Here is a 26,956-nt window from a genome sequence, read left to right as displayed (position 1 = left end):
CGTTTCCGGCCAGCTTTGTGGAGGTCAACAATTTGTTGCTTAAAGTCATCACTAAATTGACGACGGATTTTTCTAGATATAGAGTTCTCCTGTTTTCTTTAGTGTAGAACACTTTATAAATTCTGTCTAGTTTAGTGTAACCGATTCAGGGGAAGCATTAAAAGCGGGGTGGGGGCAGTGTTATTCAATTTGCTCAACAATCGGAACCATCTTTTGAGTTTACATTACCGCTTTCATACAGCGATAGTAGGTTGATTTTTTGATATCATCTCCCCACTAGGTCTTTACCTGAATGACACTCTTAATTCCTAAGGTCTCCATAATGACCTTAGGAGATTTCCCTGCTTTCTTCTTAATGCAGGCTAGTTTAACCACTAACGAATAACAGAAGAAAACACTCCTTATTTCTAGTGTACTAGATATCAACAGGAGTGTTTTTCTTCAGTTTCGTTTTAAAGAGCTAGTGCCGAGGGTTGTCTCAGTTTTTGTGTGGCTCTTAGAATGCTGGTTGAGCATGGCCTGCTAGCTTGTCTTTGATGAATGATTTAACCTCATCGCTAGTCAGTGCTTTTTGAACAGCTTTGATGGTATCACTATCTTTGTTGTCTTCACGAGCGACAAGAGACACGGCAAAGGTGTTGTCTGATTCCTCTTCTAAAATCAAGCCATTATCTGTTGGGTTAAGACCCAGTTTGGCGATATAAGTTGGGTAGTTAAAGACCATGTCTTTTTCTTGGTAGGCTTCATTCAGATTAAGTAGACCAATTGGGCTGAAGGTCAGATTTTTAGGGTTTTCTGTGATGTTATCAACCGTTACAGTGTAGCTATCTGGCTGATTAAGGGTGATGATGTTGTGTGTAGCCAAAAGACGCAAGGCGCGTGCCATATTGGTCGGGTCGCTTGGGATAGCCACGTCTGCTCCTTCAGGTAAGTTTTCAATGTTATCAAAATCTTTAGCATAGAAGGACACGTTAGCGTTATAAATAGGCTGAATTTGAACGAGGTTTGCCCCATTACCGCTATTATACATTTCCATGAACGGTTTGTGCTGGAAGAAATTGGCATCAACTTCTTTATTGTGCAAGGCAACGTTCGCTTGAACATTGTCAGAAACTCTGACGATTTCAAGCGTGTAGCCAGCTTCTGCCAAGTCATCTGTAATCATCTCTAGCATGTCTGTCATAGGAGAGGTGTGAGAAGCTACTTTAACGACCACTGGTTCAGCAGTTGATGTCGAGCTTTTGGTCGTTTCTTCAGCAGCCTTTTGACTAGAGCAGGCGGCCAATGCAAAAGCAGAGAAGAGGATTAAGCTGGAAAGCAATAGTTTTTTCATGAGAAAACTCCTTATTTTGTGATTAGTTTGGCAATGAGATAGCCAATATTTTGAATGACGAAGACATAGACCACAAAGATGATGACAATGAGGTACATGAGGGGGTAGTTGTACTCCTGATAGCCGTAGCGATAAGCGTATTCTCCGAGCCCTCCAGCCCCGATAACGCCCATAACTGTTGAATAAGAGAGGGCAGAAATGGCTGTTGAGGTGAACGATAAGACCAAATCTTGCTTGCTGGCAGGCAAGAGAAAGTAGCGAATCATCTGACTTGGCGTTGCTCCCATACTGATGCTACGGTCGATGATCCCTTTTGGGACATTCAGCAAGGCCTGATCGACAAAACGAGCATAGAGGCTGACGGATACCAGAGTCAAGGGCAAGGTCGCCGCCAAATTGCCAAAAGAAGTCTGGAAAAGAAACCGACTAACAGGGATTAAAATAAAGATAAAGATGAGGTAAGGGATACTGCGCAGCGTATTTAACAAAATACTGAGCACCTGATAGAGAAGGGGCTGCTTTAAGAGAACAGGCGTATCCAAAGCGTAGAGAAGAATACCTAGCGGCAGGGCGATGACCAAGCAAAACACCAAGGACAGCCCCACCATAAAGTTGGTCTCCCAAAAAGCTTCGATAATGCCTGGGATATGGCTGGTCAAGTCACTTAGCATGGGTTAAGAACTCCTTTACGTGAGTGAGGTAGTGCTTATTGGGGTCGTCTGTCGCGTGCTTAACCGGTCGAACGGTGTCAACAAGTCGCCCCTTGTCAAGAATCATCACCTCATCACAAAATTGTTTCAAGAGGCTTAAATTGTGTGAAATCATCACAATGGCAATGTCACTGGTTTCTCTTAGTTTTTTGAGGAGGTCAAAAATCTCCTGTTCACTATTGGCATCAAGGGCAGAGCTGATTTCATCGCAAAGCAATACCTGAGGTTCCTGCAAGATTGCCATGGCAATGGCAACCTTTTGCTTTTGTCCGCCAGAGAGGTCACGGCAGGGCACGTTTTTGAGATGGCTAAGGGTCATAAAGGCGAGGGTGTCATCGATTTTTTGTCGATTCGGCTTCTTTTTGGCCAAAAAGTAGACAAGGTTGAGGTGATAGAGTACTGTTTCGCCTTCTAAAAGGTTGCCTTGTTGAAAAATATAAGCGACTGTTTTTCGCATGGCTCGCAGTTGCTCAGGAGGGAGGGTCTTAAGCTCTTGTCCATGGTAGAAAATCTGACCATAGTCAGGCTCAACCAAGCCGTTCATCATCTTGAGAATGGTTGATTTGCCTGTTCCGTTTTGCCCAATCAGCCCTAGACAATCTCCCTTTTTAACAGAAAATGTCAGATGTTCCAACTTAAAATTTGCTTGGGGATAAGATTTTCCCACATCTTTTAGTTGAATAATCATGTCTCACCTCCTCCACAGACCACTATAGCATAGTTCATTTTCCAGAGCAAGTTCAAGAAATCGATTCTTTTATATAATAACTGAAAACGTGTACCAGTACAGATGTATCTTGCCAGCGACGCAGAGATAATGAAAAAATAGAGTGGATGACAGTCGGTAATCCGTTAGAACTTGAGAAGTTGTTAGCCGACTAGCCCTGAGCCTTGGCTAGTTAACGACCATAAACTGAAAAGACCAGGACGTTTGTCCCAGTCTTGCCATGATTGATTTGACAGGTCGTTGGCTATTGCCAAGAAAACAGCCTGCTCGCTTTTTTTACTTGAAGGTGTAGTCTTTGATAATATCAATTTTTTCGATAAGAATAGGTTCAACAGGTTTGTCCTGATCATCGGTTTTTGTTGATGCGATGTCATCAACAACTGCCATTCCATCGATGACTTGACCAAAGACCGTGTAGCCGCCATCTAGGCTCGGATTTCCTCCTTGAGCGTAGGCGTTATAAATTTTTTCAGGATAGTAAAGAGGATGGAGCTGGCTGGTTTGGTCAGCCTTATTCTGGTTGATGAAAAATTGACTGCCGTTCGTGTTTGGACCGGCATTGGCCATCGCAAGAGCACCGCGGATATTGTAGAGCAAGTCGGAGGACTCGTTAGCGAAGCCTGTTCCATCGTCGATGGATTTATCCTTACCAGCCCAAATGGATTGTCCGCCGCGCCCAGTACCCTCAGGATCTCCGCCCTGAATCATAAAGCCATCAATCACACGATGGAAGCTCACGCCATTATAGTAGCCGTTCTTCGCATGAGTGAGAAAATTTTCGACCGCTAGAGGAGCCAACTCAGGGAAGAGTTTAATGGTGATGTCACCCTTGTTGGTGGTCAATTTGACAGCTGCTTCATTGTCAGCAATCTCAGTTGACAGCTGCGGGAAATCTTTCTTGTTGAGTTCCGTCAAGCGCTCTTTTAGAGCCGTTTGCAATTCGCTTGATGACAAGGTTTTTGATGTGTTTGTTGATTTGGTTTGACAGGCAGTTAGTAGCGCCATAGACACAACCGTCAGCGCAAGAAATTTTTTCATGAGTCCTCCAAAGGCTATTATTCCCTTTATTTTACCATAATTTCTCAAAAAAGACTTAAAGTAAAAAATTCTGATATAATAGTAGCATGACAGCAAAACGAAGTAAAAAAACAACCAAATCCCCTGCTAATAGCAAACGTCGGCTAAATCAAACCGAACTCGCTAAACGTCAGCGGACCAAACGCCTGATTTGGCGAATCCTTATTGTTCTGATAATCCTTATCGGTCTGATCCGCTTAGGGATTTTTGGTGTGACGGTTTACAACATTTTTCGGTTTGCCTTTGGGTCATTGACCTATCTGGTGCTTATCGGCGTCTTACTTCAAATGCTACTGAATAAATGGCTGGCTCGCTATGATGGCGTGACTACTGGGTTTTGGACAGTGGTGACTGGCTTACTCCTCAACTGGCATGCTTACCTTTTTACCCAGCCTCAACTCAAGCAAGCTGAGGTTTTCAGCGCTACTATCCAGCTCGTCTTTAAGGATTTATCCACCTTTAAGGTAGAACAATTTTTAGGTGGAGGTATGCTAGGGGCAGTTCTCTATAAACCCATCAGTTTTCTTTTTTCAAACATTGGGTCATTTTTTATCGGTGGTCTCATCATACTCCTAGGTCTCTTCTTGATGACCCCTTGGGATATTTACGAGGTCATTGATTTTGTCAAAAATAGCTGGGCGGCACATCAAGTCCGATCAGAACAACGTCGCCAAGCACAATTCCTCAAAAAAGAGGAACGCCGTCTCCAGCAAGAAGCTGCCATGGCACAAGCAAGTCAGGAAGAAAATGAGCAGGATCTGGATGACCAGACACCTGATACCCAACTGACACGTGATGAAAGAGATGTTGACATCTACTTGCCATCAGACTCAGAGGAAGAGGACGTGTACGATTTGGACGAGGATTGGTTTGCGCAAGAGCAGTCAGTTGATCCAGCTCCAGCATTGCCTGAACTACCAAAGACAAGCCCCTCGCTCAAGCAGAGCTTGCTCTATAAACTGCCCAGCATAGACCTTTTTGCTCCAGACAAACCAAAAAACCAATCCAAGGAAAAGAAAATTGTTCGAGAGAACATCGCTGTTTTGGAACAAACCTTTGCTAGCTTTGGCATCAAAGTCACAGTAGAGCGGGCGGAAATCGGTCCATCAGTGACCAAGTACGAGGTCAAACCAGCTGTTGGCGTTCGGGTCAACCGGATTGCTAACTTGGCTGATGACTTAGCTCTTGCCCTTGCGGCTAAGGATGTTCGGATTGAAGCGCCGATTCCAGGAAAATCGGTCGTCGGTATCGAAGTCCCCAATTCTCAAATTGCAACGGTATCTTTCCGTGAACTTTGGGAGCAATCTAAAACCAACCCAGACAACCTGCTCGAAGTCCCGCTTGGTAAGGCGGTCAATGGCACCAGTCGTTCGTTTGATTTGGCACGGATGCCCCACATTTTGGTGGCAGGTTCAACAGGTTCAGGGAAATCTGTAGCAGTCAACGGCATCATCTCCAGTATCCTGATGAAAGCCCGACCGGATCAGGTCAAATTCATGATGATTGATCCTAAAATGGTGGAGCTATCTGTTTACAACGATATTCCCCACCTCCTCATCCCAGTTGTGACCAATCCTCGTAAGGCCAGCCGTGCCCTGCAAAAGGTGGTTGATGAGATGGAGAATCGCTACGAGCTTTTCAGTCAGGTCGGTGTCCGCAACATCGCTGGCTACAATGCAAAGGTGGAAGAGTGGAACAAAACAGCTGATGACAAACATATTCCCTTGCCACTTCTGGTCGTTATCGTGGACGAGCTAGCCGACCTAATGATGGTCGCCAGCAAGGAAGTCGAGGATGCCATTATCCGACTTGGGCAAAAGGCCAGGGCAGCTGGGATTCACATGATTTTAGCCACCCAACGTCCGTCTGTTGATGTCATTAGCGGTCTGATTAAGGCGAACGTCCCTAGTCGTATTGCCTTTGCTGTCTCCAGCGGTACGGACAGCCGTACCATACTGGATACCAATGGTGCAGAGAAACTCCTTGGTCGTGGGGACATGCTCTTCAAACCGATTGACGAGAACCATCCTGTTCGTCTCCAAGGCTCCTTTATCTCCGATGACGATGTCGAGCGCATTGTCAGCTTTATCAAGGCACAGGCCGATGCCGAGTACGACGACAACTTTGACCCAGGTGAGGTCGCAGATGGTGACGACCTTTCGGGCAATAGCGGAGCTGCTCAGGGCGATCCCCTCTTTGAAGAGGCCAAGAGCCTCATTATCGAGACCCAGAAGGCTTCTGCCTCCATGCTTCAGCGTCGCCTGTCTATCGGTTTCAATCGAGCCACAGACCTCATGGATGAATTGGAAAAAGCAGGCATTATCGGTTCAGCAGAAGGAACAAAACCACGAAAAGTCCTGCAACAATAGCTAAAATCGCTCAAATTAAACAAAAAGCTTGACCATATGAGGATTTTTAGATATGATATAGGGTGTTGGGGTATCTTGCCCACAAAATATTTGGAGGATTTAGCACAATGGCTAATAAACAAGATTTGATCGCAAAAGTTGCAGAAGCAACTTCATTGACAAAGAAAGACTCAGCAGCAGCAGTTGATGCAGTATTTGCAGCAGTAACTGATTACCTCGCCGCTGGTGAAAAATTGCAATTGATCGGTTTTGGTAACTTTGAAGTTCGTGAGCGTGCTGCCCGTACAGGTCGCAACCCTCAAACTGGTAAAGAAATTACTATCGCAGCTTCTAAAGTACCTGCTTTCAAAGCTGGTAAAGCTCTTAAAGACGCTGTTAACAAATAAGCAGTATCTCAAACAGCCCTTATCCACTAAGGATAAGGCTGTTTTTTTGCTGTTAACCAGCATTTTTAGTTGATTTATCACATTTTTTGATATAATAGCTCTATGAGAGAAAAGATTTTTCGTGACCCTGTTCATAATGATATCGTTATCACTGAGCGGGTCATCTATGAGTTGATCAATACAAAGGAATTTCAACGTTTACGTCGCATCAAACAGTTGGGGACAACAGGCTATACCTTTCACGGAGGTGAACATAGCCGTTTTTCCCATTGTTTAGGGGTCTATGACATTACACGTCGTATAGTACAACGATTTAACACGACGTACCCTCATATCTGGAAGAGTGAGGACAGCCTCCTTGCCATGACCGCAGCCCTGCTCCACGATATTGGGCACGGGGCTTATTCCCATACTTTTGAGCGCTTGTTTGATACGGACCATGAGCAGGTTACTCGGCAAATCATTACCAGTCCTGAAACAGACATTCACCAGGTGCTTTGTAAAGTGTCTCTTGATTTTCCAGAAAAAGTCGCTTCGGTTATCGGTCATACCTACCCTAATAAACAGGTTGAGGAATTGATTTCGAGCCAGATTGATGCTGATCGCATGGATTATTTACTGAGAGATTCCTACTTTACAGGTGTTAGCTATGGGCAGTTTGATCTGACTCGCATCCTTAGTATTATTCAGCCCTTGGAAAACGGCATCGCCTTTGCTCATAGTGGTCTTCATGCGGTGGAAGATTACCTGATTAGGCGCTATCAGATGTACATGCAGGTCTATTTTCACCCTGCCAGCCGTGCGATGGAAGTTCTCCTTCAAAATTTATTCAAGCGAGCCAAGGTGCTCTACCCTGAACATAAAGACTATTTTCGGATGACCTCACCCAATCTCATTCCATTCTTTGAGAGACGGTACGACCTTAACGATTACCTCCGCTTGGATGATGGGGTGATGAATGCTTATTTTCAACTGTGGATGACGAGCTCTGATAAGATATTAGCCGATTTGGCCAGCCGATTCATCAATCGCAAGGTCTTTAAGTCCGTTACTTTTGATGAAGAACACAAAGATCGTCTAGATGACTTACGAGAATGCCTTACTGCTGTTGGCTTTGATGCTGACTATTACAGTGCTGTGCACTACAACTTTGATTTGCCTTACGACATCTACCGTCCGACCGCGAAAAAACCTCGAACGGCGATTAGTATTATTGAGAAAAATGGGGCAATAGCAGAGCTGTCGACCTTGTCACCCTTGGTGTCTAGCTTAACGGGCTCAACACACGGCGATCGCCGATTCTATTTTCCAAAAGAGATGCTCAACACAGGTGATTTATTTAACCTTGATAAACAAGCCTTTCAACAGCAAATAAAAAACGGTCATTTCAATCCCAAAGACCGTTGACCACTGAGACTTTTGTGGTATAATAGAAAAGATGGTTATATTTTAATGTTCGCGGTAAACGCCTTACTCTAATCACTTTTTTGGTGCTGAGGCTTTAGTGCAACCCAACCGTTAACTGAACATTTTCCTTATTACTACAAAATCCTAGAAAGAGCCAAAAGTCATCTCATGAAAAAAACGTCCTTGTCTGAAATTTTTTATTTCATTTTAAGTATCGTCCTCATCGGTCTATTTGTCTTGATTTATCTTTTCCATCATCAAAAGCAAGCCCAGGCAGAATCCAGTCGTCCCAAAACGGTTCAAACTTCCAAAGCAGCATCTAAAAAAATTCCTAAAACAGATGCAGCCTTGGACGATTGGGTAAAGCGCCTCGAAGCACTTGAAAAAACGCCTAAGGCTGATCTGTTTGAGAAGTTGAAGGAAGATTATCAAACTCTGGAAGATAGTGAGAAGAAGACCGTCCTGGCTCAACGGTTAACAGAGCTAGAAGCTGAGATTACTCGTATTTCTGAGGCTGAGGAAGCAGTTGTTTTAGCTGAAACTTACGGTTATCAGTCTTACATTGCGGAAGCTCGTGCTCTGGTTGGTACGATAAAAACAGTAAGCAAGAAGGAAGAATTACAAGCAAGACTGAATGTTTTGTATGTTCCTCCGGTTCAGTCGGAGACGATAGCTGAAACGGCTACCGTCCCAATTCAGCCAGAACCAAGAACTGAGGCGGTCATTGTTCCCACTCAGCCAGTGGCACCGGCGGTTGAATCACCAACCAGTTCAGTTCAATCCACTGGGGCTCAAAGCAATGAAACGGCGACTTCAGAATAAGAGATAAAACTTTTGCCCAACAAGTGATTGCTGGGTGAGGTTAGGGCTTTCTCACCACAGTAAAAAACACTCCATGTTGCTAGTTTACTAGATGCAACAGGAGTGTTTTTTGAGCTTTGTTTTAAGGGGTAACTGTTAAGTTTTTTATTGTCAGATAAACTAAATCTCGTATCCCAACAAAATGCCGCCTTCTTCTGCATAAAAACTGCAGAGACCGCTGGTTGGAATAGACTGGATGGTTGCGTTAGGGAACTTTGCTGTCAGTCCTTCTGTGATTTGTTCACAAATTTTGTCGTTATTACGGTGGGAAATCATAACTCTGCCACCTTTGTAGCCAGCTTTAACCATTTCCTCAATAACTGCTGTAACAGCTTTCTTTTGCCCGCGAGCTTTTTGGAGCAATTCCAAGGTCCCTTCGTCGCTGGCTTGACCGACCATGCGGATATTGAGCAAACCCACGACTGTTCCAACGAGTTTGCTCAAGCGCCCGTTTTTAACGAGATTATCAACTTTAGCAAGAGCAAAAGCCAGTTTGGTGCTACGGTGATAGGTTTTTAGTTCAGCTACAACGTCTTCAAAACCAAGACCGCTTGCAATCAAGTCGTTTAGCTTTAGGGCTAGCAGATCTTGCTCACCACCAGCCGATAAGGAATCAAAAATGTGAACCTGTGCCTCTGGGTGCTCTTCAAGGTACATCTCCGAACCTAGGCGAGCACTGTTATTGCTTCCAGACAAGGTTCCTGTGATAGTAATAATGATGGCTTTGCTGGCCCCCTCAAGCGCTTGACGGTAAGCCTCAGGGCTAGGGCAGGCTGATTTTGAAGCTGTTGGTGTGGCATACATCAATGCCATCATCTGATCAGTATCAAGCCCAGCATCATCCACAAAAATTTGCTCACCAACCTGGATGGTCAGCGGAACATTGACAAATTGGACTCCTGTCGCTAAATTTGGCAATTCTCTAAAGTTACATCCTGAATCAACAATGATTTTCCATGTCATCACTTTTCCTCCAACTGTTCATAACTTGACAAATGTTGTCGTCTTTACTACAATTATACCATAAGAGAGAGCGGTTTTCAGGCTTAGAAAATCGGCTGTCACACAAAGAAAGAAACTGTCATGCCTGAAAAAATTCTGTCCCAAAATTCCTTGAATAATCTCAAGCAAGCAAATTTAGAGGCCAAGCAAGTCACCAGAGAAGCACTGGAGACGGCTTTATTGTGCTTATTGGAGAAAAAACCGATTGCACAAATCACCGTCTCAGAGCTCGTTGTTAGGGCGGGTGTGTCGCGCAATGCCTTCTACCGCCATTACAAGAATAAAGAGGAGATTTTTTCAAAGCTGCTTTCCAGAACCCTGCATGGGATTTTTCGGGGGCTGAGTCAGTTTGATCTTAAAACACAGGTTGTTCAAGCCTGGTCTTATCTACTCAATGAAGCCAAGAGCCATGTCCAGATTTTTCACTTAGCCTTCCAGCAGCAGTTTCAACAGTTGCTGACTAGTGCAGTTGCCAAACGCTTCAGAGCCTACCAACGCCTGTGTCGGAAAAAGTGTTCCAGTTACACCACATCATTTTTCAGCAATGCCATTATCGCGATGCTGGGTAAATGGATTGCTGATGGCATGGTTGTTTCAGTTGAAGAAATGGCTAATATGGGACTACCTCTTTTGCCACAATAAGAAAAATCAGCTCTTTGGCTGATTTTTTCTTATATTGATTGATAAAGTCGACGAAGTAGGAAACCTCCTGCCAAAGCATGAATAAAATATCCCACCCTAATAGAACTGAAACTGTAATAGCGAAAGAGTGCCAAGTAGTCTAATGGCGTGACATTAAGCAAGTCACCAAATGTAACGACCCAAAGCAAGAGAATAACAAAGACAATCGAGGCGACTAGAAGCAGAAAGCGCCGTTTCAGGTAGTCAGCTAAGGCCAAAAGTACGAGGAAAGCCACAAAGACATACCAATAGCGCAGGGCTAGCTCCCAGCCAGCAAAAACTCTGTCGCGTTCTTCCTCGCCGAAAGGACCACCTAAGGTTAGAAAGTCATAAACCTGCAACCAAGGGAGAAGGAAGCTCAGTAGGTAACAGAGGAGAGGGAAATGAGCCTTTGTCATCATATTTTCCTTTCTTAATAAACGGCAAAAAATGACTCTAACCACAGGATAAAGTTGTCCATCGGAACCACCTCCTACGACTCGTTGTATTCGCTTTCGCTTTATCGAATTTTCTTTTTTTGTAAAGCAAAAGCGATAAACGTTTATCAGGTTTATCGCCATCTCCAATCAGTGATTTAATAACCTTTTTTTAGTGCCCAGCGGTCAATGGCTTGGGCCACACCAGCCTCATCGTTTGTTCCAGTCACATATTTTGCCAGCGCCTTAACATGGTCTGGGCTATTGCCCATGGCGACACTGTAGCCGGCATAACTAAGCATTTCGAGGTCGTTGTTGGCATCGCCTAAGGCCATAACTTCTTCGGGAGCATAGCCGAGCTTGTCAGCTAGTTTGGCTAGGGCAGTTGCCTTGGTTGCTCCTTTAGGCATGGTTTCAAAGATATAGTGTTGACTACGAACGGTGCTAAATCGTTCTGACAAGACAGCTTCGTAAGTTTCTTGGAAAGGATCTAAATCAGCTGCCTCACCAACAATCATAGCTTCAAAGTAGGTCACATCCTTGCTCAGCAATTCCTCCAAACTAACACAAACTGGCTCTGTAAACACCAAGCCAGCATCCCAAGTGATAATCGGTAAGGGCTCGTCTGCTACGACGTAATAGTTATCCGTATCAAAGGCAGTCAATTGAACTCCTGGAACGTCCTGCTGAAGACGATAGAGGTAGGTTAGCTCCTCAGGAGTTAAATGAAAGTCATCAACCAGTTCCCAGTCTTGTCGTTTATGGGTGGAACAGCCGTTGTTGACAATGACATAGTCGTCTGGAGAAACGTCAAGCTGTTCAAAGAAAGGCTTAACCCCAACCAAAGGGCGTCCTGTACAGATAACGACCTTGATGCCAGCTTCGGTTGCCTCTTTTAGTGCTCGGATGTTTTCTTGTGGCAGTTGCTTTTGGCTATCGAGCAAGGTGCCATCCATGTCAATAGCAATCAGTTTAACAGTCATATCAATCTCCTTTATACTATGTCATCAGTTGAGGGGGTGTCAACGTAGTAAGACGAGCTGTCGGCTTGCCATTTGGATTTTGGCAGATGCCAACCTCGTTTATAACCAAGCATCCGTAAGGTCACAATTAATACCGCTAAAAGGTAGTAACCGAAGTCGTTGTTAACAACTCTGAAATGAATCAAGATAGCAGCTAAAATTGACCAGCCAGCATAGACCTCAGCTTGCAATACGGCTGGTTTACGTCCAGCTAACATATCGCGGATAATACCGCCTCCTGCTCCTGTTAAAACAGCCGCCACGATAACCGCACTCAATGACCACCCTTGATTTTGGGCATGCAAGGCGCCTTTTATCGAAAACGCTGCTAGACCAATCGCATCTGCAACTACATCTGCCCGCTTCCAATGCTTGTCGACCAGATGAGGCAGGAAAAAAAGAAGCAGGATCACGATCATGGCAATGTGAAATTCGACATCCTGCCCCCAGAGCGTAGACATTGGCAAACCGATGAGCAAGTTTCTGACAGCACCTCCCCCAAAAGCTGTAACAAATCCGAGAATAAACACGCCAAGAATATCAAATTCTTCTTCCATAGCCACGATAGCCCCTGAGATGGCAAAAGCTACCGTCCCGATAATGTTTAAGATGCCCCAAACGTCCATAGACTCTCCTTGTCTTCGTTTTCTCTAGTTTACCATGAAACTACTGAAAACGCTACATTGAAATCAGTTTTTTCGAAACTATCGCCAAATAGTTAAAAAGCCGTCCCTGCATTTCAGACAAGTTAACAGAGAGACGGCTTTTAAGATGAACAAAACGACCTAGTCAATCCTGAACTTAGTGCCTTTTAAGGTGCGGTTGAGGGTCATTTTCCAGGCTGTTCCTGTAACGGTAATTTGCTTATCCTCCAAATTAACCTGAACAGCATCGACAGTTTTCAACGCCAGCAGTTTTTCGGTGACGGTATTGACACAGCCTTGGCATTTGAGACCTGAGATGGGATATGTTTTTTCCATAATTTCCTCCTTGTGTCTGTATTAGCAGACTATCTTTTGAATGATCAGTATTAACAGTTTAGGTAAGGTTGTGTCTTAACTAGCTTGTCGCCTGAGCCGTAGTGTATTTGTCAGAACAGATACCGAGCTCAAGCTCATGGCAAGACCTGCCAGCATTGGATTAAGAAGCGGTCCACCAAAGAAGTGGAGCACGCCCATCGCTACTGGAATGGCTAAGATATTATAAATAAAGGCTAGAAAGAGATTTTGTTTGATGGCTCGCAGGGTCAAACGACTGATGGCAAAGACTTTGAGCAAGCCCGCTAAATCAGCGGTCATCAAGACGATATCTGCTGCTTCAATGGCAATATCTGCCCCAGCTCCGATGGCGATACCGACATCGGCTAGGGTTAAAGCAGGGGCATCATTGATTCCATCGCCCACCATAGCAACCCGTCGCCCTTTTGCTTGTAAACTGGCCACAACACTGGCTTTATCCTGAGGTAGCACCTGACTAATGACATCCGTTATGCCCAGTTTTTTGGCAATAGCTGACGCTGTTTTCTCGTGGTCACCGGTCAGCATGACAACAGCGTAGCCTGCGGATTGGAGTTGCTTGACGGTGGATAAGGCTTCTGGACGGATGGGATCTGCGACTGTTAGTAATCCCCACAAGATTCCGTCAACTGCTAGAAAAATCGGTGTTTGCCCTGCTTCAGTTGCCTGCGATAGGTCATTTAAGGCTGCTGTTATCGCGACCCCTCTTTCCGTCATCAATCGCTCATTTCCCAACAATATCTCCTGCTCTGCGATTTTACCAGATAACCCATAGCCTGATAGGGTCTCTAACTCATCTACTGGTAATAGGTCAAGCCCCTGAGTCTCTGCTTCAGCAAGTACTGCCTGGCTCAAGGGGTGCTGGGAGAGTCTCTCTAAAGATGCAGCCAGTTGTAAGATTTCTTCCTGAGTGTTATGATAGGTCCTAGTCGCCATGAGGTGAGGGCTGCCGAGGGTCAGAGTTCCTGTCTTGTCGAACACAATCGTGTCGACCTGATGAGCTAGTTCCAGCATGTCCCCTCGTTTGTAGAGGACGCCCTGCTCTGCTGCCAGTCCTGTGCCTACCATGATAGCGGTCGGGGTGGCCAATCCCAGAGCACAAGGACAGGCGATGACCAGAACCGCAAGGGCGGTTGTTAGGGCAAAAGCAAAAGATTGCCCCATCACAACCCACCAAAAGAAACCAGTCAGCACGGCAAGGAGCATCACCACTGGAACAAAGAGACGTGACACTTGGTCAGCCAGTTTAGCAATGGGAGGCTTGCTGCTTTGCGCTTCCTCCACTAAGGTAATAATCTGTGAGAGGAGGGTCCCAGAACCGATTTTTTCTGCTCGGTAGCGTAGACTGCCTTGTCCATTGACACTACCTGCATAAACAGGAGAACCGATTATCTTTTCAACAGGCAAGGATTCGCCGGTCAGCAGGCTTTCATCAATACTTGATTGTCCCCAGATGACTTGACCGTCGACGGCTACTTTTTCCCCAGCGGTTAATTCAAGCTCGTCCCCGATAACAATCTCTTCAATAGGAAGCCGATAAGCCTTACCGTTGCGAGTGACTGTTGCTTCCTTAGCAGATAACCGAAGAAGCTTTTTCAAGGCTTGGGAGGTTCGTCCTTTGGACAAGGTTTCAAGGTATTTGCCAAAGGTCATCAGTGTCAAAATAACCGCAACTGACTCAAAATAGAGGTGGTGCACATGGTGCACATGCCCCAGCAAGACATGATAAGCGTTGTAAAAACTGTAAATGAGCGCGGATAAGGTCGCCACCGCTACCAAGCTATCCATGTTAGGATGACCTGTCCTCAATGCCCTAAATCCTCGTTTAAAAAACAAGCGTGACACCCAGACAACAGGCAAGGTCAGGATGACATTGACCGCTAGATAAGCCAGAGGTGCCCGATTAGGTGCTAAAGCAGTTGGAACAGGCAAACCAATCATGCTACCCATGGTCAGATAAAACAGTGGCAGAGTGAAGAGGCTAGACCAAAACAGACGCTGTTTTAATTCGCTTAACTCGAGGTCTTCTCGCGCATCCTGAGAAAGACTGAGCTTGTCATCGTAAACCTGCCCTTGATAGCCAGCTTCAGCAATGGTCGCTAAAATCTTTTCTTCAGTTAAGCTGGTGTCTCGCGTGACCGTCAATTTTTCTGTTGCTAGATTGACCGTCGCTTCACTCACTCCTGCTAGCTTAGAGACCGCCTCTTCGATGGTTCCAGCACAGGATGTGCAGGTCATGCCAGAAATTAAAAATGTTTGTTTAACCATGTTGTACCTCCTTTTCGCAAGTGCATTGACTAGGCAGGCAGTTACATGGGACGATGTCAACCACCTGCTCTTTTTTGGAGCATAGCAGATCCTCAACCGCTGCTATATCGCTTGCTGTCATGGGCAAATCTGTTAAGATCGATAGGAACAGAGGCAAATGCTTACGTTGGCAGATTTTGTCAAATGCTTGACGCACCTCCTCCTGATAGCTCGCCTCCTCTGCCAAAATGGGAGAATAGATATAATGGCGTCCGTGACGCTCCGTCTGTAGAGCTCCCTTATCCACCAAACGTCCCAATAACGTCTTGATGGTTGAAGGGGACCAGTTGAATTTATCTTGCAGGCTAGTGATGATGGCTGAGCTAGGTAAAGCCCCCTGAGCCCAGACCACACGCATGACCTGCCATTCAGATGCTGAAAGTGACATAAGGAACTCCTTTTTGTTTACGTTTGTAGATATATTTTAGCATAAGCGAAAGACGCTGTCAAATAAAAATTTACAAATGTAGATATATCTATCGGTAAAAAAAATAAAAATAGACGACCCTGAGTTGGTCATCAGAATCGTCTGTTTTTATTTTTCAGTGAATTAGAAGTCTGCGACGTTGTGATAAACCTTTTGCACATCGTCATCGTTTTCCAGAGCATCAATCAATTTCTCAAAAGTCGCTAAATCCTCATCGGATAGAGTTACTTCGCTTTGAGGAATCATCTCAAGCTCAGTCACTTGAAATTCGCTAATACCTGCTGTACGAAGGGCCTCCAGACCCTTATGAAGGTCAGTTGGAGCAGTGTAGACAGTAATCATACCATCCTCAGCTTCGACATCATCAACTTCCACATCAGCCTCTAACAGCGTTTCGAAGATGCTGTCTGCATCATCACCGTTAAAGACGATGACCCCCTTCTTATCAAACATGAACGACACAGAGCCTGCTGCTCCCATGTTCCCGCCATTTTTACCGAAGGCTGTCCGGACATTAGCAGCCGTCCGATTCACATTGCTGGTCAAGGTATCCACGATAATCATTGATCCATTTGGACCAAAGCCTTCATAACGCCCTTCAACGAAAGTCTCATCAGTCTTACCTTTGGCCTTGTCAATCGCACGGTCGATGATGTGTTTAGGTACTTGGGCCTGCTTAGCTCGCTCGAGCACAAACCGAAGCGCTGCATTACTCTCCGGGTCTGGCTCTCCCTTTTTCGCGGCAACATAGATTTCAACACCAAACTTGGCATAAACTTTTGAGTTAGCGCCGTCTTTGGCTGTCTTTTTAGCGACAATGTTCATCCACTTACGTCCCATGGTAAGTCTCCTTTTATCTTTTTTGGAAAATAGCAGAGCTGTCCATCAGCTGACTACTTTAATTGCTCTACCATTATAGCACACAATGTCCTCTTGGTAAAATGCTTTTGTAAACTCTTGACTAAAAAATGATCATCTAAGCAAATACAAAAACCTACCCTCAGAGTAAGTTTTTGTGTTTATTTTACTGACCACTAGCACTGGAGCTGGCTTCTGGTTGTGTTTGGCTCACAGTTGGAAGAGTGTCTGTTGTTGTCTCGGTGGTCGTTTGGGTCGATGTTGATGAGACGTCTGTCGATGAACTAGATGAGGAACTACTTGAGCTGTAGTTAAACCATTGTTGCTGTGGGTAGTAACCATCTTTGTAGAGGAAACCACCGCTACGGTAGATGCCGCTAGGCATTTCCCAATCAGCTCCCGAATAATCATCTAGGTAGGTCATCATGGCACGGTACACCCGTTGGGCAATTCGCAAATCATTGCCGTAAAGAGGCGTTAATCTGTTTTTGTAACCTGTCCAGACAGCCATTGAGTAACGTGGGGTATAGCCGACAAACATCTCATCGGGAGCCATCAAGCCAACGCTGTCAGGTGTGACACCATACTCACCTTCAATAATCGCATACTCTTCGTCAGTGTAGTTTGATGTCCCAGACTTACCTGCCTGAACGAGCCCTGGGATGTAAGCCGTTGTCCCTGTTCCGCCTGTGTAGAGTACTGTTTTTAGCATGTCTGTCATCATGTAAGCCGTCACTTCTGACATTGCTCTCGTTTCTTCTGGGGTGTAGTCGATAACGCGACCATCACTAAATTCGATTTTATTGACATACTGGGGTTTGATGTAGGTGCCTCCGTTGGCAAAGGCAGCATAAGCTGCAGCCATGTTTTCACTACTTGCGCCGTATTGCTCGTCAACGACAGAAGTATTACTTGAAATGGCATTTGAATAATACAGCTCAGGGTAGTTGATGCCGATTTGACTGAGGAAGGTTTTGGCACGCTCAAGTCCGACAGCTTCTAAGGTTCGAACAGCAGGCACATTTCGTGACATCTGGATAGCACGTTGAACAGGCATCCAGCCATAGTGCAATTTGTCCCAGTTGTTGAGCTCGGTTGTGGTACCTGGCCAATTATAAACAGAGTCGTTTAGCTGATGAGCAGTTGTATGGTAAATATCGTACTCAAAAGCTGGTGCGTAGTCCGTAATTGGTTTCATGGTTGACCCCCAGTCGCGGTCAGTCATGACCGCTTGGTTAGTACCAAACGATGTGTTCGGGTCTTGGAGGCGGCTACCTAACTGGGCGATGACCTTACCATTTGTAACATCCATAAGGGTTGAGGCAACTTGGAAGTCGTTGTCTGGGAAATAGACGTATTCGTCAGTATTGTAGATATCCCACAAGTGTTGTTGAATCGCCTGATCGACGTTAGTATGAACTTTTAATCCTGAAGTAAAAATATCACTGCCAGTTTTTTCTTGCACCTCCTCAATAACTTGCTTTAGGTAGTTATCGAGATATGGCGCATAGCTTGGTCGATCAGACAAGGGGAGTAGCCCATCTGCTATAGGGGTTGCAACTGCTTGGTCGTATTCCTCCTGGGTGATGTGCTCGTAGCGAAGCATTTGTCCCAAAACGATGTTGCGACGTTCTTGTGCAGCTTCAGGGTTGACATAAGGGTTGTATTGGCTCGGTGCTTGGGGAATACCAGCCAATAAGGCAACCTGCGCGGTGGTCAAGTCTTTTAAGTCTTTGCCAAAATAAGCTTTGGAAGCCGTCAGCATTCCATAGTTACCGTTACCCATGAAAACCTTATTGACATAAAAGGTCAAAATCTCTTGTTTGGTGTACTGTTTTTCCATCTGAAGAGATAGCCAGACTTCCTGGATTTTACGCTTTATGGTCTGGTCAGAGCTTTCGGTTGAGAAATAAGCTAACTTAATCAACTGCTGATCGAGCGTTGACCCCCCTTGCAAACTATCGTTGTTAAGGTTATGCCAGATAGAGCCTAAAATACGGTAAACATCGACACCGCGATGCTTGAAGAAACGATGATCTTCGATGGCAGTCACCGCATTGACCAAGTTTAAGGGGATATTATCCGCAGTAACACTTTCACGCTTTTCAGCACCCAAGTCAGCAATCAACTGCCCTTGGTTATCAAACACCAGACTGGAAGAAGTAACTTGTAAGTGTTCCTCGTCTAGTTTAGGTGCGGTACTGGCATAGTAAGCAAAGACTAGACTGCCCAGTATAGTACCTAGAATTGTCAATATCAGACCGATACCCGCGAGATATTTTAAAGATTTTATAAGTGTCGGTTTAATAGTCATCACCGCCTAACAAATTTTTTTCTATAATGTCCAAATAGGGAATTTGAGGAAAGGCACCTTGCTCTATGGGATAGCCATGTTTTTTGATATAATCAAGGGGCATTGACTTTTGTCCCTTAACCTCTGTATAAAAGGCAATCAAACTCTTGGCAGGTAAGAGGAAGGTTTGCTGGCTTATTGAAAAATGAAGAAGGACAAAGCAGATGCCCTGCTGCTCAAGAACATGAGCCATGTGGTCAATCTGGTGTTGATGAAAGTTTTTGAGAGGAAAACTGTTCTTTTGCCTTGTTTCCTTGGCCTCAAAATCAATGTAGTACCCTCGATAGACACCGGAGTAGTCGGTTGTTGATGCATGCCTAAAATAAGCCTCCACAATCTTAGCTCGGCTACGGCGTGGGTAATCAACCTTGACAATCTGAACAGGCGTCGGTTTTTTATGAATAACAGCAAGACCTCTTGACAAATAATAGTCATTTGTGGCGTTGATTGCTGTTTCAAAGGACATGCCTCGATTGGCAAAATCAGTAACCTGGGTCTCCGTTTTGTTACTAATGAGGCGCCGGTTGAGTTTATTTGGGTAATTAACCATGAGCCTCCTCTTTCCTAAATTAGCTTTTGGACAATATAAAGCACTCTTATTATACCATAAAAATAAAAAGGAGAAAAATATATGACTGCATTTCTTGTTGTGGGCTACAAAACCATGGACCTAAACATTTTTTCGGACAAGGATCCTAAGGTCAACATCATCAAAAAAGCGATAAAAAAAGACTTGATTCAGCTCTTTGAAGATGGTGTGAATTGGCTGATTTTTCAAGGGAATTTAGGGTTTGAAAGCTGGTGTTTAGAGGTGGCTTTAGAGCTGAAACAAGAGTACGATGTGCAGTTGGCTTGCATTTTTTCTTTTGCCGATCACGGGCAATCTTGGTCAGAGAGCAATCAGATGATTTTAGCTAAATTTCGGCAGCTAGATTATGTTAACCATAGCTTTGCTAGCTATAGTCAGCCGAGCCAGCTTAGTCAACACCAAGATTTCCTCCTTAACAACAGCCAAGGGGTCTATCTGTTTTACGATTCAGAACATGAGACCAAGCTCCGCTATTTTGTTAAAGTAGTAAAAGAACGAGCAGGCTATGACATCAAACAGCTCGATTTTGAGCGCTTAAATGAACTTGCCCAAGAGGAGTCCTAAAAAATCCAGTGTTTTCCCTTGCTTTTTATGGGTAAATCCTGTAACATATAAACTGAGCTTTTAGCGATAAACAATAGTGTGGAGAGAGTAAATGGCAAGAATTATTTATAGTCCTAAGGATATTTTTGAGCAAGAGTTCAAAGTCACCATGCGGGGGTTTGATAAGGCCGAAGTTGATGAATTTTTAGACAATGTTATTAATGATTACGAGCTATTTTTAGCTGAAATTGACAGTTTGAAGAAAGAAAATACCCGCCTCAAGGCAAAATTAAAAGAGGTAATGGATCAACAAGAGGCTAATACTGCGCCTTACACACCACCATTAGTAACACCTGACCACCCTATGTACAGTGAACCTGAGACATTTACGCCAACTTCTGCCAGCAACTTTGATATTTTAAAACGCATTAGCCGTCTGGAAAGAGAAGTTTTTGGAAAACAAATCCAAGAATAGGCTCATGCTGTGCAATTTTTGGATAATCGCGTAGCAGAGATTGCTATGAGGAAAGTCCATGCTAGCACTGGCTGTGATGCCAGTAGTGTTTGTGCTAGACGAACCAATAAGTCTAGGGACGCAGCTTGCTGCGTTACGGCGGTTAAACAGGCTAAGTCCTCTAGGATATGCCTCAGTAGACCTGAAAAGTGCCACAGTGACGCAGTTTTCATGGAAACGTGAAAAATGGAACGCGGTAAACCCCTCAAGCTAGCAACCCAAATTTTGGTCGGGGCATGGGATGGCTGGAAACGAACGGACCATCTCAACTGTTGCTCAGCAACAGGAGACAGATGATTATACAGAGGAAGAATAACCTAGTTCTCCCTTGGACAAAACATGGCTTATAGAAAATTGCATAATAGGTAGGCTAGCGTTTGCTAGCTTTTGTTTTAGAAAGATGATGCTAATAATAGCAGGTAAATAAGTGTCTCACAGTTTTTTCTGTTTAATCGTCATTCAGAAAGGAAAATCATGAAACAGAACTTTAATTTAGTGGCAACAGCAGCTGCTGGACTAGAGGCCGTAGTAGGGAAAGAAATCAGGGCTCTAGGACTAGATTGTCAAGTGGAAAATGGTAAGGTAAAATTTCAAGGAAGCGTTCGCGACATTGCTCTAACCAACCTGTGGTTGCGAGCTGCTGACCGCATCAAGATTATCGTCGGAGAATTTCCCGCCAAAACCTTTGAAGAGCTCTTTCAGGGCGTCTTTGCCTTAGACTGGGAAAATTACCTGCCTCTGGGCTGTGCCTTTCCTGTCAGCAAGGCTAAATGCGTTAAGAGCCAGCTACATAACGAACCCAGTGTTCAGGCCATCACTAAAAAAGCCATTGTCAAAAAACTGCAGAAACACTACCATCGCCCTGAGGGTGTTCCGCTGATGGAGAATGGTCCAGAATTCAAGATTGAAATTTCCCTCTTGAAAGACCGCGCAACAGTGATGATTGATACCACAGGTTCTAGCCTCTTCAAACGTGGCTATCGGACTGAAAAAGGAGGAGCTCCAATCAAGGAAAACATGGCAGCAGCTATCATGATGCTGACAAACTGGTTTCCTGACAAACCGCTCGTTGACATCACCTGTGGATCGGGCACCTTTTGTATAGAGGCGGCAATGATTGGTTGCAATATTGCCCCAGGCTTTAACCGTGATTTTGCCTTCGAAGCCTGGCCTTGGGTTGATAAAACTATAGTGGCTGAGGTTCGGGCTGACGCCGATAGCAGAGCAAACTATGAGGCGCCGCTGGATATCTCAGGTTTCGATATTGACCAGCGTATGGTGGAGATTGCCAAGAAAAATGCCGCAGAAGCTGGGTTAGGTCATGTGATTACCTTCAAGCAGATGCGGTTGCAGGACTTCCGCACGGATAAAATCAATGGCGTAATCGTGTCAAACCCGCCTTATGGGGAGCGGTTGTTAGATGACAAAGCCATTCAGATTTTGTATAATGAAATGGGGCAAACCCTAGCACCACTCAAAACATGGAGTAAATTCATCCTAACCAGTGATGAACATTTTGAAAAGAGCTATGGCCAAACGGCTGACAAAAAGCGTAAACTCTACAACGGCACTCTCCGAGTAGATCTCTATCAGTTTTATGGTGAGCGTGTCAAAAGAGCAGATAACATCAGGAGGTCAAAAAACGATGTCTAAAGAAAATACCCCAAACCAACCTCTAAATGAACAAAATCTTGATTTTGAACAGGCAAGAGAGATGACTGTTGAAGAAGCCGTCCAAAAAGAAGCCGATTTGGCTGCTGGTGTGACAGCCGAGGACAGTGTCCTAGATAAGTACATCAAAAAAAATCGCGACAAAATTGGTGAGCAAAAATTTGCGAACAAGGATAACATGAAGAACTTGTCTGACATGGATACCTCGTCTCTTGATAATTTTATCGAAAAACAGCGTCAGGAACTGGAAACACAGGTGGGCTCTGAGGAAGTAGCCGCTTCAAAACAACCAGAAGGCTTTGATCAGATTATTGCGCCTGTGGCACCTGTGACTGACGATCTTAGTAAGGTTGCTGAGATTGAAACCTTTTACGGAGATGATTTTACAGCAACGCCTCATCGACCAAAACGTAAAGGATGGATTATCGGCAGCTTAGCTGCGCTTTTCCTGGGAATTATCGGTTTGGCTTATGGGCTTAACCAGTTCAATAAGCAGGCGACTACAAACATGTCGTCTAGCCAAACATCAACCAGCAAAAGTAGTTCTACAGCAACATCTTCTGCTAAGCCAGCAGACGTTAAGGCTTTTGACGACCTTTACAAAACATTTTTTGCCGATGACGCTCTTACAAAACCTAAAAACAGCGAGTTTGACAATATCACTGCTTTAGAGGATGCCTTGAAAACCTTGGAGGGAACGAGTGACTACGAGGCGGCCAAGGCAAAAGTTGACAGCTTGAAAAAAGCTATTACAGCGATTACCCCTGTGAACGAGCAGTTTGAAACGCCAGCTATTGTGAATGGTGAGAAAGTTGAAGCTAAAGTAAAAGAAGGAGCAAGCTTTGACCACTTGACCGCATCCGTTTTAAATACAGGAAAAGCTAATCTTGATACGCTCTTGCAAGGCGTTATCACTGAAGCAAAAGGCTTGGCGAACTCTGGCACAACTCCGAGCACCACTGCCCAACAAGACAAGTCAACAACTCCTGACACAGCAATTCCAGATGTTAGTGATGCAAAAGCAAGCAAGTCGAGCGAACCAACTGTACCGCTTCAGCGAGAGCTCAGCCGTGTACCATACAACCAAGCAGTGATTGCTGATTCATCAAATCCTGCATGGGCATTTAACGATGGTGTGCTAGAAGAGATTCTCCGCGTCTCTCGTGAACGTGGCTACTTTACAGGGGATAATTATATCCTTGAACCTGTAAATATTATCAATGGCAATGGTTACTACAACCTCTTCAAATCAGACGGGACCTACCTCTTCTCTATCAATGCTAAGACAGGGTACTTCGTCGGAAATGGTGCAGGACATGCAGATGCTCTGGATTATTAGGGATTAAATAGTTTGAAAATAAAAACTCCCACCTGTATCAATTTTTTCAGATACAGGTGGGAATTTTATTTAGCTGATGTTCTTATTCATAAAAGATTAGATGCTTTAGAGATGGTTTTGGCAGTTAGCTATTCAGCAATGGACGGTGAGCGAGTCTTTATCAGTAATACTCCTGAATGGAAGACTTGGGTTCTGGACGTTGTCAGATCATGTGTCTTCTAAACTCTCTTTCAAAAAGTCATGTTGATGCTGTTTTTCTGCTGGGCGTCACGCCACACAGTAAGACAATAATTTACAGATACTTACTGGTTTCTTTAATGCTCAGTTTTGCCAATTGTTCTTGCTGGTCATTGATAAACTGTCTAACCCAATCGGGATTGGGTTTTGAGAAATCGCGTAATGCCCAACCAATGGTTTTATTGATAAAAAATTCTTCACTGCCTAAGTTATTCTGAATAATTGTTGCCAATTAATGTTGTATTGGTTTTTTCTTTACGCAAGAGTTGATGATCAATCGCTAGCCTACGTAACCACATATTGTCTGAAAGACTCCAATCAAGCAATGTTTTTTCGACTTCGGGATAGCGCAAAGCAATTGCACCTACAATGATATCCAAGCCATCAATCGTATCCCACCACGATTTATCGATAGCAAGATGCTTGATGTTCTCGACATCTGTGGGAGTGAGTTGGTGCTTCATCGTTGTCAGATAATCCATTGCGACATATTGCAATTCACGATAGGGAGACTGTCAGCAAGCCTTTATAAAATTCCAATCAACAGTCTGGTTTTTAGCGGTTTTGAAAAAGGATTGCTGTATCTTTTTTCGCTCAGGTGCAGGAACTCCCAGATACAAAAACTGATCACGCATATAGGCGCTCATTTTTTCAGCTTTCTTGGTGTCAGCAAGTTTTTTTAGTTCAGAATAGAGTTGGTTGAACACTGAGGAATTCTCCTTTTGGCAGTAAAAGTCAGGCTAACCAAGTGACGTCCAACGAATGACAGCATTTAAGCTTATCGTCCTGCTCTAGTTTGTGACAGGTTGTCGTTCAAAGGCATCGCTTGAAATGCCTTGCTCCAAAATCAATTTTGCCCATTCTTTAGCAGAATGAAGGCTATGGTCTTTGTAGTTGCCACAGGACTCGATCGTGGTGCCTGGGACGTCTTCCCAAGTTATCTGCTCTGCTATTTCTCTCAAACTATCGGTAATCACACGAGCAATCTCTTCAGCAGTCGGTTGCCCCCACATGATCATGTGGAAACCGGTTCGACAACCAAAAGGCGAGCAGTCAATCATACCATCAACTCGCTGGCGGATGAGTTTAGCCAGCAGGTGTTCAATCGTATGCAAACCTGCCGTGTCCATGGCATTGTGGTTGGGTTGAATGAGGCGGATATCAAAGTTGGTGATGACATCACCTTTTGGACCATATTCTTCCGAAATTAGGCGGACATAAGGCGCTTTTACGATGGTGTGGTCAAGTTCAAAGCTTTCTACAGTAACGTTTTTGGTCATGGTATTCTCCTTAGTTTTAGTGTTCTTCTATGATACCATATTTTGTCAGCGGTTTACATTTTTAGATTGAGAATTTTCAAGTTTTGTGCTATACTGGTAAATGGTTTCAGTAATGAAATCTAATTTTATGTTGAGGTGAAATAATGGAGACAATTATACCTGCCATTGTTGCTTCCCTCATCGGATTTGTGATTGGCTATGTTTTAATCAACGCCCGACTGAAGTCGGCTAAAGAAAAGGCAGAGCTAACTCTTTTGAATGCTGAGCAAGAAGCCGTAAATTTGCGTGGTCAAGCAGAACGTGATGCAGACCATATCAGACAAACAGCTGAGCGCGAAGGCAAGGCCAAGACCAAGGAACTCTTGATTGAGGCTAAAGAAGAGGCTAGACGATACCGTGAAGAAATTGTAGAAGAATTCAAATCAGACCGCCAAGAGTTGAAACAAATGGAAGTTCGATTGACCGATCGTGCTGTCACTCTTGACCGCAAAGACGAGAATCTTTCCAGTAAAGAACAGGCTTTAGATGCCAAAGAGCAGAGCCTGTCAGATCGTTCTAGACATATTGATGAGCGTGAGCAAAAAATTGGTGAATTAGAGGCGCAAAAAGCCCAAGAACTTGAAAAAATTGCTAATTTAACACAGGATGAAGCAAAAAGCATCATTTTAGCGGATACCGAAGCTGGATTGACCCATGACATTGCCACTCGTATTCGAGAGGCTGAGCGTGAGGTACGTGATCGCGCAGACAAAACAGCCAAAGAATTGCTAGCGCAGGCGATGCAGCGCTTGGCTGGGGAGTTCGTGACGGAGCAGACCATCACAACGGTTCATCTGCCAGATGATAACATGAAAGGACGGATTATCGGTCGTGAGGGACGTAACATCAGAACGTTAGAGAGCTTGACGGGGATTGACATCATTATCGATGACACTCCTGAAGTCGTTGTCCTCTCTGGTTTTGACCCCATTCGTCGTGAGATTGCTCGGATTACACTGGAACAGCTGATTAAGGACGGTCGCATTCACCCAGCTCGTATTGAGGAGTTGGTAGAAAAAAATCGTCAGGAACTCGATAACCGTATCCGCGAATATGGTGAGGCAGCTGCTTATGAGACTGGAGCCCCTAACCTGCACCCTGATTTGATTAAGATTATGGGACGCTTGCATTTCCGTACCTCTTATGGGCAAAATGTCCTCCGTCATTCGATTGAGGTTGGTAAACTAGCAGGAATTCTCGCCAGCGAAATGGGTGAAAATGTCGCCCTTGCACGTCGTGCAGGCTTTTTGCATGATATGGGCAAAGCCATTGACCGTGAGGTGGAAGGTAGCCACGTGGAAATCGGTACAGAATTTGCTCGCAAATACAAGGAGCATCCTGTGGTTGTTAACACGATCGCCAGTCACCACGGCGATGTTGAACCCGAGAGTGTCATTGCTGTGCTTGTTGCTGCAGCGGATGCCCTCAGCTCAGCCCGACCAGGTGCTCGCAATGAGTCTATCGAAAACTACATCAAGCGCCTCCGTGACTTGGAAGAGATTGCTTCTAGCTTTGATGGGGTACAGACAAGCTTCGCCCTTCAAGCAGGGCGTGAGATTCGGATTATGGTGCAGCCAAAGAAAGTATCTGATGATCAGGTAACGATTCTTGCCCACAAGGTTCGTCGCAAGATTGAGGACAATCTCGATTACCCAGGCAATATCAAAGTGACGGTTATTCGTGAATTGCGCGCCATTGATTACGCTAAATAGTCAAAAAAAGGCTCTTTGTCAACTGTAGTGGGTTGACCCACTTAACACCGAGAGAGGACAGTTCTTGTCTTCTCTCGTTT

Annotated in this window: 25 protein-coding genes, 1 other RNA gene and 1 pseudogene; 11 read left to right on the top strand and 16 right to left on the bottom strand. The window is 44.7% G+C overall.

All coding sequences use genetic code 11. The annotated features are described in order from the left end of the window. Positions 1 to 496: 496 nt before the first annotated feature. The 4 genes from ACERC8_RS07285 to ACERC8_RS07270 form a co-directional block, all read right to left on the bottom strand. Positions 497 to 1,333, bottom strand: a complete 837-nt coding sequence (locus ACERC8_RS07285) for a MetQ/NlpA family ABC transporter substrate-binding protein (protein ID WP_373659237.1) — start codon at positions 1,331 to 1,333, stop codon at positions 497 to 499. Positions 1,334 to 1,344: 11 nt separating this feature from the next. After that, a complete protein-coding gene (locus ACERC8_RS07280) occupies positions 1,345 to 2,004 on the bottom strand; it encodes a methionine ABC transporter permease (protein ID WP_373659236.1) in 660 nt (219 codons plus the stop codon). After that, positions 1,994 to 2,731, bottom strand: coding sequence for an ATP-binding cassette domain-containing protein (locus ACERC8_RS07275; RefSeq protein ID WP_373659235.1), 738 nt, complete (start codon positions 2,729 to 2,731; stop codon positions 1,994 to 1,996). Before ACERC8_RS07275 ends, ACERC8_RS07280 begins: the two co-directional genes overlap by 11 nt. A gap of 315 nt (positions 2,732 to 3,046) precedes the next feature. Continuing rightward, a complete protein-coding gene (locus tag ACERC8_RS07270; RefSeq protein ID WP_373659234.1) occupies positions 3,047 to 3,808 on the bottom strand; it encodes a peptidylprolyl isomerase in 762 nt (253 codons plus the stop codon). 86 nt (positions 3,809 to 3,894) lie between these two features. Here ACERC8_RS07270 and ACERC8_RS07265 point away from each other — a divergent pair, with 86 nt between their 5' ends. The 4 genes from ACERC8_RS07265 (at position 3,895) to ACERC8_RS07250 (ending at position 8,831) form a co-directional block, all read left to right on the top strand. Next, positions 3,895 to 6,216: a DNA translocase FtsK gene (locus tag ACERC8_RS07265; RefSeq protein ID WP_373659233.1), complete on the top strand. Its 2,322-nt coding sequence runs from the start codon at positions 3,895 to 3,897 to the stop codon at positions 6,214 to 6,216. 107 nt (positions 6,217 to 6,323) lie between these two features. After that, the gene (locus tag ACERC8_RS07260; protein ID WP_018368746.1) at positions 6,324 to 6,602 is read left to right on the top strand and encodes an HU family DNA-binding protein; all 279 of its coding nucleotides are present in this window, start codon (positions 6,324 to 6,326) and stop codon (positions 6,600 to 6,602) included. A 102-nt stretch (positions 6,603 to 6,704) separates the two neighbouring features. Beyond that, positions 6,705 to 8,009, top strand: coding sequence for an HD domain-containing protein (locus ACERC8_RS07255; RefSeq protein ID WP_373659232.1), 1,305 nt, complete (start codon positions 6,705 to 6,707; stop codon positions 8,007 to 8,009). A 168-nt stretch (positions 8,010 to 8,177) separates the two neighbouring features. After that, positions 8,178 to 8,831, top strand: coding sequence for a hypothetical protein (locus tag ACERC8_RS07250; protein ID WP_373659231.1), 654 nt, complete (start codon positions 8,178 to 8,180; stop codon positions 8,829 to 8,831). 159 nt (positions 8,832 to 8,990) lie between these two features. Here the strand turns inward: ACERC8_RS07250 and ACERC8_RS07245 are convergent, their stop codons facing one another. Further along, a complete protein-coding gene (locus tag ACERC8_RS07245) occupies positions 8,991 to 9,833 on the bottom strand; it encodes a DegV family protein (RefSeq protein WP_373659230.1) in 843 nt (280 codons plus the stop codon). Between the two features lie 120 nt (positions 9,834 to 9,953). On the opposite strand from ACERC8_RS07245, the gene ACERC8_RS07240 reads away from it, so the two are divergent. Beyond that, positions 9,954 to 10,514, top strand: coding sequence for a TetR/AcrR family transcriptional regulator (locus tag ACERC8_RS07240; protein WP_373659229.1), 561 nt, complete (start codon positions 9,954 to 9,956; stop codon positions 10,512 to 10,514). Between the two features lie 29 nt (positions 10,515 to 10,543). Here ACERC8_RS07240 and ACERC8_RS07235 read toward each other — a convergent pair whose 3' ends face one another. The 9 genes from ACERC8_RS07235 to recU form a co-directional block, all read right to left on the bottom strand. Then, positions 10,544 to 10,951 (bottom strand): hypothetical protein, encoded by a 408-nt coding sequence (locus ACERC8_RS07235; RefSeq protein ID WP_373659228.1) that lies wholly within the window; start codon positions 10,949 to 10,951, stop codon positions 10,544 to 10,546. A 176-nt stretch (positions 10,952 to 11,127) separates the two neighbouring features. Further along, the gene (locus tag ACERC8_RS07230; RefSeq protein WP_373659227.1) at positions 11,128 to 11,952 is read right to left on the bottom strand and encodes a Cof-type HAD-IIB family hydrolase; all 825 of its coding nucleotides are present in this window, start codon (positions 11,950 to 11,952) and stop codon (positions 11,128 to 11,130) included. A gap of 11 nt (positions 11,953 to 11,963) precedes the next feature. Further along, the gene (locus ACERC8_RS07225; RefSeq protein ID WP_373659226.1) at positions 11,964 to 12,617 is read right to left on the bottom strand and encodes a trimeric intracellular cation channel family protein; all 654 of its coding nucleotides are present in this window, start codon (positions 12,615 to 12,617) and stop codon (positions 11,964 to 11,966) included. A 159-nt stretch (positions 12,618 to 12,776) separates the two neighbouring features. After that, the gene (locus ACERC8_RS07220) at positions 12,777 to 12,971 is read right to left on the bottom strand and encodes a heavy-metal-associated domain-containing protein (RefSeq protein WP_373659225.1); all 195 of its coding nucleotides are present in this window, start codon (positions 12,969 to 12,971) and stop codon (positions 12,777 to 12,779) included. A gap of 75 nt (positions 12,972 to 13,046) precedes the next feature. Beyond that, complete coding sequence (locus tag ACERC8_RS07215) at positions 13,047 to 15,275, bottom strand: heavy metal translocating P-type ATPase (RefSeq protein ID WP_373659224.1); 2,229 nt, start codon at positions 15,273 to 15,275, stop codon at positions 13,047 to 13,049. Beyond that, entirely contained in the window at positions 15,268 to 15,702 is a 435-nt protein-coding gene (locus ACERC8_RS07210; RefSeq protein WP_373659223.1) for a CopY/TcrY family copper transport repressor, read from the bottom strand. The genes ACERC8_RS07215 and ACERC8_RS07210 overlap by 8 nt, the downstream gene beginning before the upstream one ends. Positions 15,703 to 15,864: 162 nt before the next feature. Continuing rightward, complete coding sequence (locus ACERC8_RS07205) at positions 15,865 to 16,581, bottom strand: YebC/PmpR family DNA-binding transcriptional regulator (protein ID WP_373659222.1); 717 nt, start codon at positions 16,579 to 16,581, stop codon at positions 15,865 to 15,867. A gap of 184 nt (positions 16,582 to 16,765) precedes the next feature. Then, positions 16,766 to 18,916: a penicillin-binding protein PBP1A gene (gene pbp1a, locus ACERC8_RS07200; RefSeq protein ID WP_373659221.1), complete on the bottom strand. Its 2,151-nt coding sequence runs from the start codon at positions 18,914 to 18,916 to the stop codon at positions 16,766 to 16,768. After that, positions 18,903 to 19,502 (bottom strand): Holliday junction resolvase RecU, encoded by a 600-nt coding sequence (gene recU, locus ACERC8_RS07195; RefSeq protein ID WP_373659220.1) that lies wholly within the window; start codon positions 19,500 to 19,502, stop codon positions 18,903 to 18,905. The genes pbp1a and recU overlap by 14 nt, the downstream gene beginning before the upstream one ends. Positions 19,503 to 19,583: 81 nt before the next feature. Between recU and ACERC8_RS07190 the strand changes: the two genes are divergently transcribed. From ACERC8_RS07190 to ACERC8_RS07170, 5 genes are all read left to right on the top strand, one after another. Further along, positions 19,584 to 20,105: an SLOG family protein gene (locus ACERC8_RS07190; protein ID WP_373659219.1), complete on the top strand. Its 522-nt coding sequence runs from the start codon at positions 19,584 to 19,586 to the stop codon at positions 20,103 to 20,105. Between the two features lie 91 nt (positions 20,106 to 20,196). Then, entirely contained in the window at positions 20,197 to 20,559 is a 363-nt protein-coding gene (gpsB, locus tag ACERC8_RS07185; protein WP_373659218.1) for a cell division regulator GpsB, read from the top strand. Between the two features lie 14 nt (positions 20,560 to 20,573). Further along, positions 20,574 to 20,950: RNase P RNA component class B (gene rnpB, locus ACERC8_RS07180), an RNA gene on the top strand. A gap of 122 nt (positions 20,951 to 21,072) precedes the next feature. Continuing rightward, positions 21,073 to 22,251: a class I SAM-dependent RNA methyltransferase gene (locus ACERC8_RS07175; RefSeq protein ID WP_373659217.1), complete on the top strand. Its 1,179-nt coding sequence runs from the start codon at positions 21,073 to 21,075 to the stop codon at positions 22,249 to 22,251. Further along, complete coding sequence (locus ACERC8_RS07170; RefSeq protein ID WP_373659216.1) at positions 22,244 to 23,608, top strand: cell division site-positioning protein MapZ family protein; 1,365 nt, start codon at positions 22,244 to 22,246, stop codon at positions 23,606 to 23,608. The genes ACERC8_RS07175 and ACERC8_RS07170 overlap by 8 nt, the downstream gene beginning before the upstream one ends. A 292-nt stretch (positions 23,609 to 23,900) precedes the next feature. Here ACERC8_RS07170 and ACERC8_RS07165 read toward each other — a convergent pair. Beyond that, positions 23,901 to 24,492, bottom strand: a pseudogene (locus ACERC8_RS07165) (DNA alkylation repair protein). A gap of 144 nt (positions 24,493 to 24,636) precedes the next feature. Beyond that, the gene (locus tag ACERC8_RS07160; protein ID WP_373659215.1) at positions 24,637 to 25,125 is read right to left on the bottom strand and encodes an S-ribosylhomocysteine lyase; all 489 of its coding nucleotides are present in this window, start codon (positions 25,123 to 25,125) and stop codon (positions 24,637 to 24,639) included. 143 nt (positions 25,126 to 25,268) lie between these two features. On the opposite strand from ACERC8_RS07160, the gene ACERC8_RS07155 reads away from it, so the two are divergent. Further along, complete coding sequence (locus ACERC8_RS07155; protein WP_373659214.1) at positions 25,269 to 26,876, top strand: ribonuclease Y; 1,608 nt, start codon at positions 25,269 to 25,271, stop codon at positions 26,874 to 26,876. Positions 26,877 to 26,956 lie beyond the last annotated feature (80 nt).

This window comes from Streptococcus sp. E29BA (assembly GCF_041807805.1).
In the GTDB taxonomy this organism is placed as follows: domain Bacteria; phylum Bacillota; class Bacilli; order Lactobacillales; family Streptococcaceae; genus Streptococcus; species Streptococcus entericus.
This window is presented reverse-complemented; position numbering and strand designations above follow the sequence as displayed.

Excerpts from the sequence above, each read along its gene's own strand:
- ACERC8_RS07270 (WP_373659234.1), bottom strand. The coding sequence starts at position 3,808 with ATGAAAAAATTTCTTGCGCTGACGGTTGTGTCTATGGCGCTACTAACT.
- ACERC8_RS07170 (WP_373659216.1), top strand. The coding sequence starts at position 22,244 with ATGTCTAAAGAAAATACCCCAAACCAACCTCTAAATGAACAAAATCTT.
- ACERC8_RS07275 (WP_373659235.1), bottom strand. The coding sequence starts at position 2,731 with ATGATTATTCAACTAAAAGATGTGGGAAAATCTTATCCCCAAGCAAAT.
- ACERC8_RS07155 (WP_373659214.1), top strand. The coding sequence starts at position 25,269 with ATGGAGACAATTATACCTGCCATTGTTGCTTCCCTCATCGGATTTGTG.
- ACERC8_RS07215 (WP_373659224.1), bottom strand. The coding sequence starts at position 15,275 with ATGGTTAAACAAACATTTTTAATTTCTGGCATGACCTGCACATCCTGT.
- ACERC8_RS07225 (WP_373659226.1), bottom strand. The coding sequence starts at position 12,617 with ATGGACGTTTGGGGCATCTTAAACATTATCGGGACGGTAGCTTTTGCC.
- ACERC8_RS07230 (WP_373659227.1), bottom strand. The coding sequence starts at position 11,952 with ATGACTGTTAAACTGATTGCTATTGACATGGATGGCACCTTGCTCGAT.
- ACERC8_RS07260 (WP_018368746.1), top strand. The coding sequence starts at position 6,324 with ATGGCTAATAAACAAGATTTGATCGCAAAAGTTGCAGAAGCAACTTCA.
- ACERC8_RS07235 (WP_373659228.1), bottom strand. The coding sequence starts at position 10,951 with ATGACAAAGGCTCATTTCCCTCTCCTCTGTTACCTACTGAGCTTCCTT.
- ACERC8_RS07220 (WP_373659225.1), bottom strand. The coding sequence starts at position 12,971 with ATGGAAAAAACATATCCCATCTCAGGTCTCAAATGCCAAGGCTGTGTC.
- ACERC8_RS07240 (WP_373659229.1), top strand. The coding sequence starts at position 9,954 with ATGCCTGAAAAAATTCTGTCCCAAAATTCCTTGAATAATCTCAAGCAA.
- ACERC8_RS07285 (WP_373659237.1), bottom strand. The coding sequence starts at position 1,333 with ATGAAAAAACTATTGCTTTCCAGCTTAATCCTCTTCTCTGCTTTTGCA.
- ACERC8_RS07175 (WP_373659217.1), top strand. The coding sequence starts at position 21,073 with ATGAAACAGAACTTTAATTTAGTGGCAACAGCAGCTGCTGGACTAGAG.
- ACERC8_RS07245 (WP_373659230.1), bottom strand. The coding sequence starts at position 9,833 with ATGACATGGAAAATCATTGTTGATTCAGGATGTAACTTTAGAGAATTG.
- ACERC8_RS07280 (WP_373659236.1), bottom strand. The coding sequence starts at position 2,004 with ATGCTAAGTGACTTGACCAGCCATATCCCAGGCATTATCGAAGCTTTT.
- ACERC8_RS07250 (WP_373659231.1), top strand. The coding sequence starts at position 8,178 with ATGAAAAAAACGTCCTTGTCTGAAATTTTTTATTTCATTTTAAGTATC.
- ACERC8_RS07190 (WP_373659219.1), top strand. The coding sequence starts at position 19,584 with ATGACTGCATTTCTTGTTGTGGGCTACAAAACCATGGACCTAAACATT.
- ACERC8_RS07210 (WP_373659223.1), bottom strand. The coding sequence starts at position 15,702 with ATGTCACTTTCAGCATCTGAATGGCAGGTCATGCGTGTGGTCTGGGCT.
- ACERC8_RS07160 (WP_373659215.1), bottom strand. The coding sequence starts at position 25,125 with ATGACCAAAAACGTTACTGTAGAAAGCTTTGAACTTGACCACACCATC.
- gpsB (WP_373659218.1), top strand. The coding sequence starts at position 20,197 with ATGGCAAGAATTATTTATAGTCCTAAGGATATTTTTGAGCAAGAGTTC.
- ACERC8_RS07205 (WP_373659222.1), bottom strand. The coding sequence starts at position 16,581 with ATGGGACGTAAGTGGATGAACATTGTCGCTAAAAAGACAGCCAAAGAC.
- ACERC8_RS07265 (WP_373659233.1), top strand. The coding sequence starts at position 3,895 with ATGACAGCAAAACGAAGTAAAAAAACAACCAAATCCCCTGCTAATAGC.
- recU (WP_373659220.1), bottom strand. The coding sequence starts at position 19,502 with ATGGTTAATTACCCAAATAAACTCAACCGGCGCCTCATTAGTAACAAA.
- ACERC8_RS07255 (WP_373659232.1), top strand. The coding sequence starts at position 6,705 with ATGAGAGAAAAGATTTTTCGTGACCCTGTTCATAATGATATCGTTATC.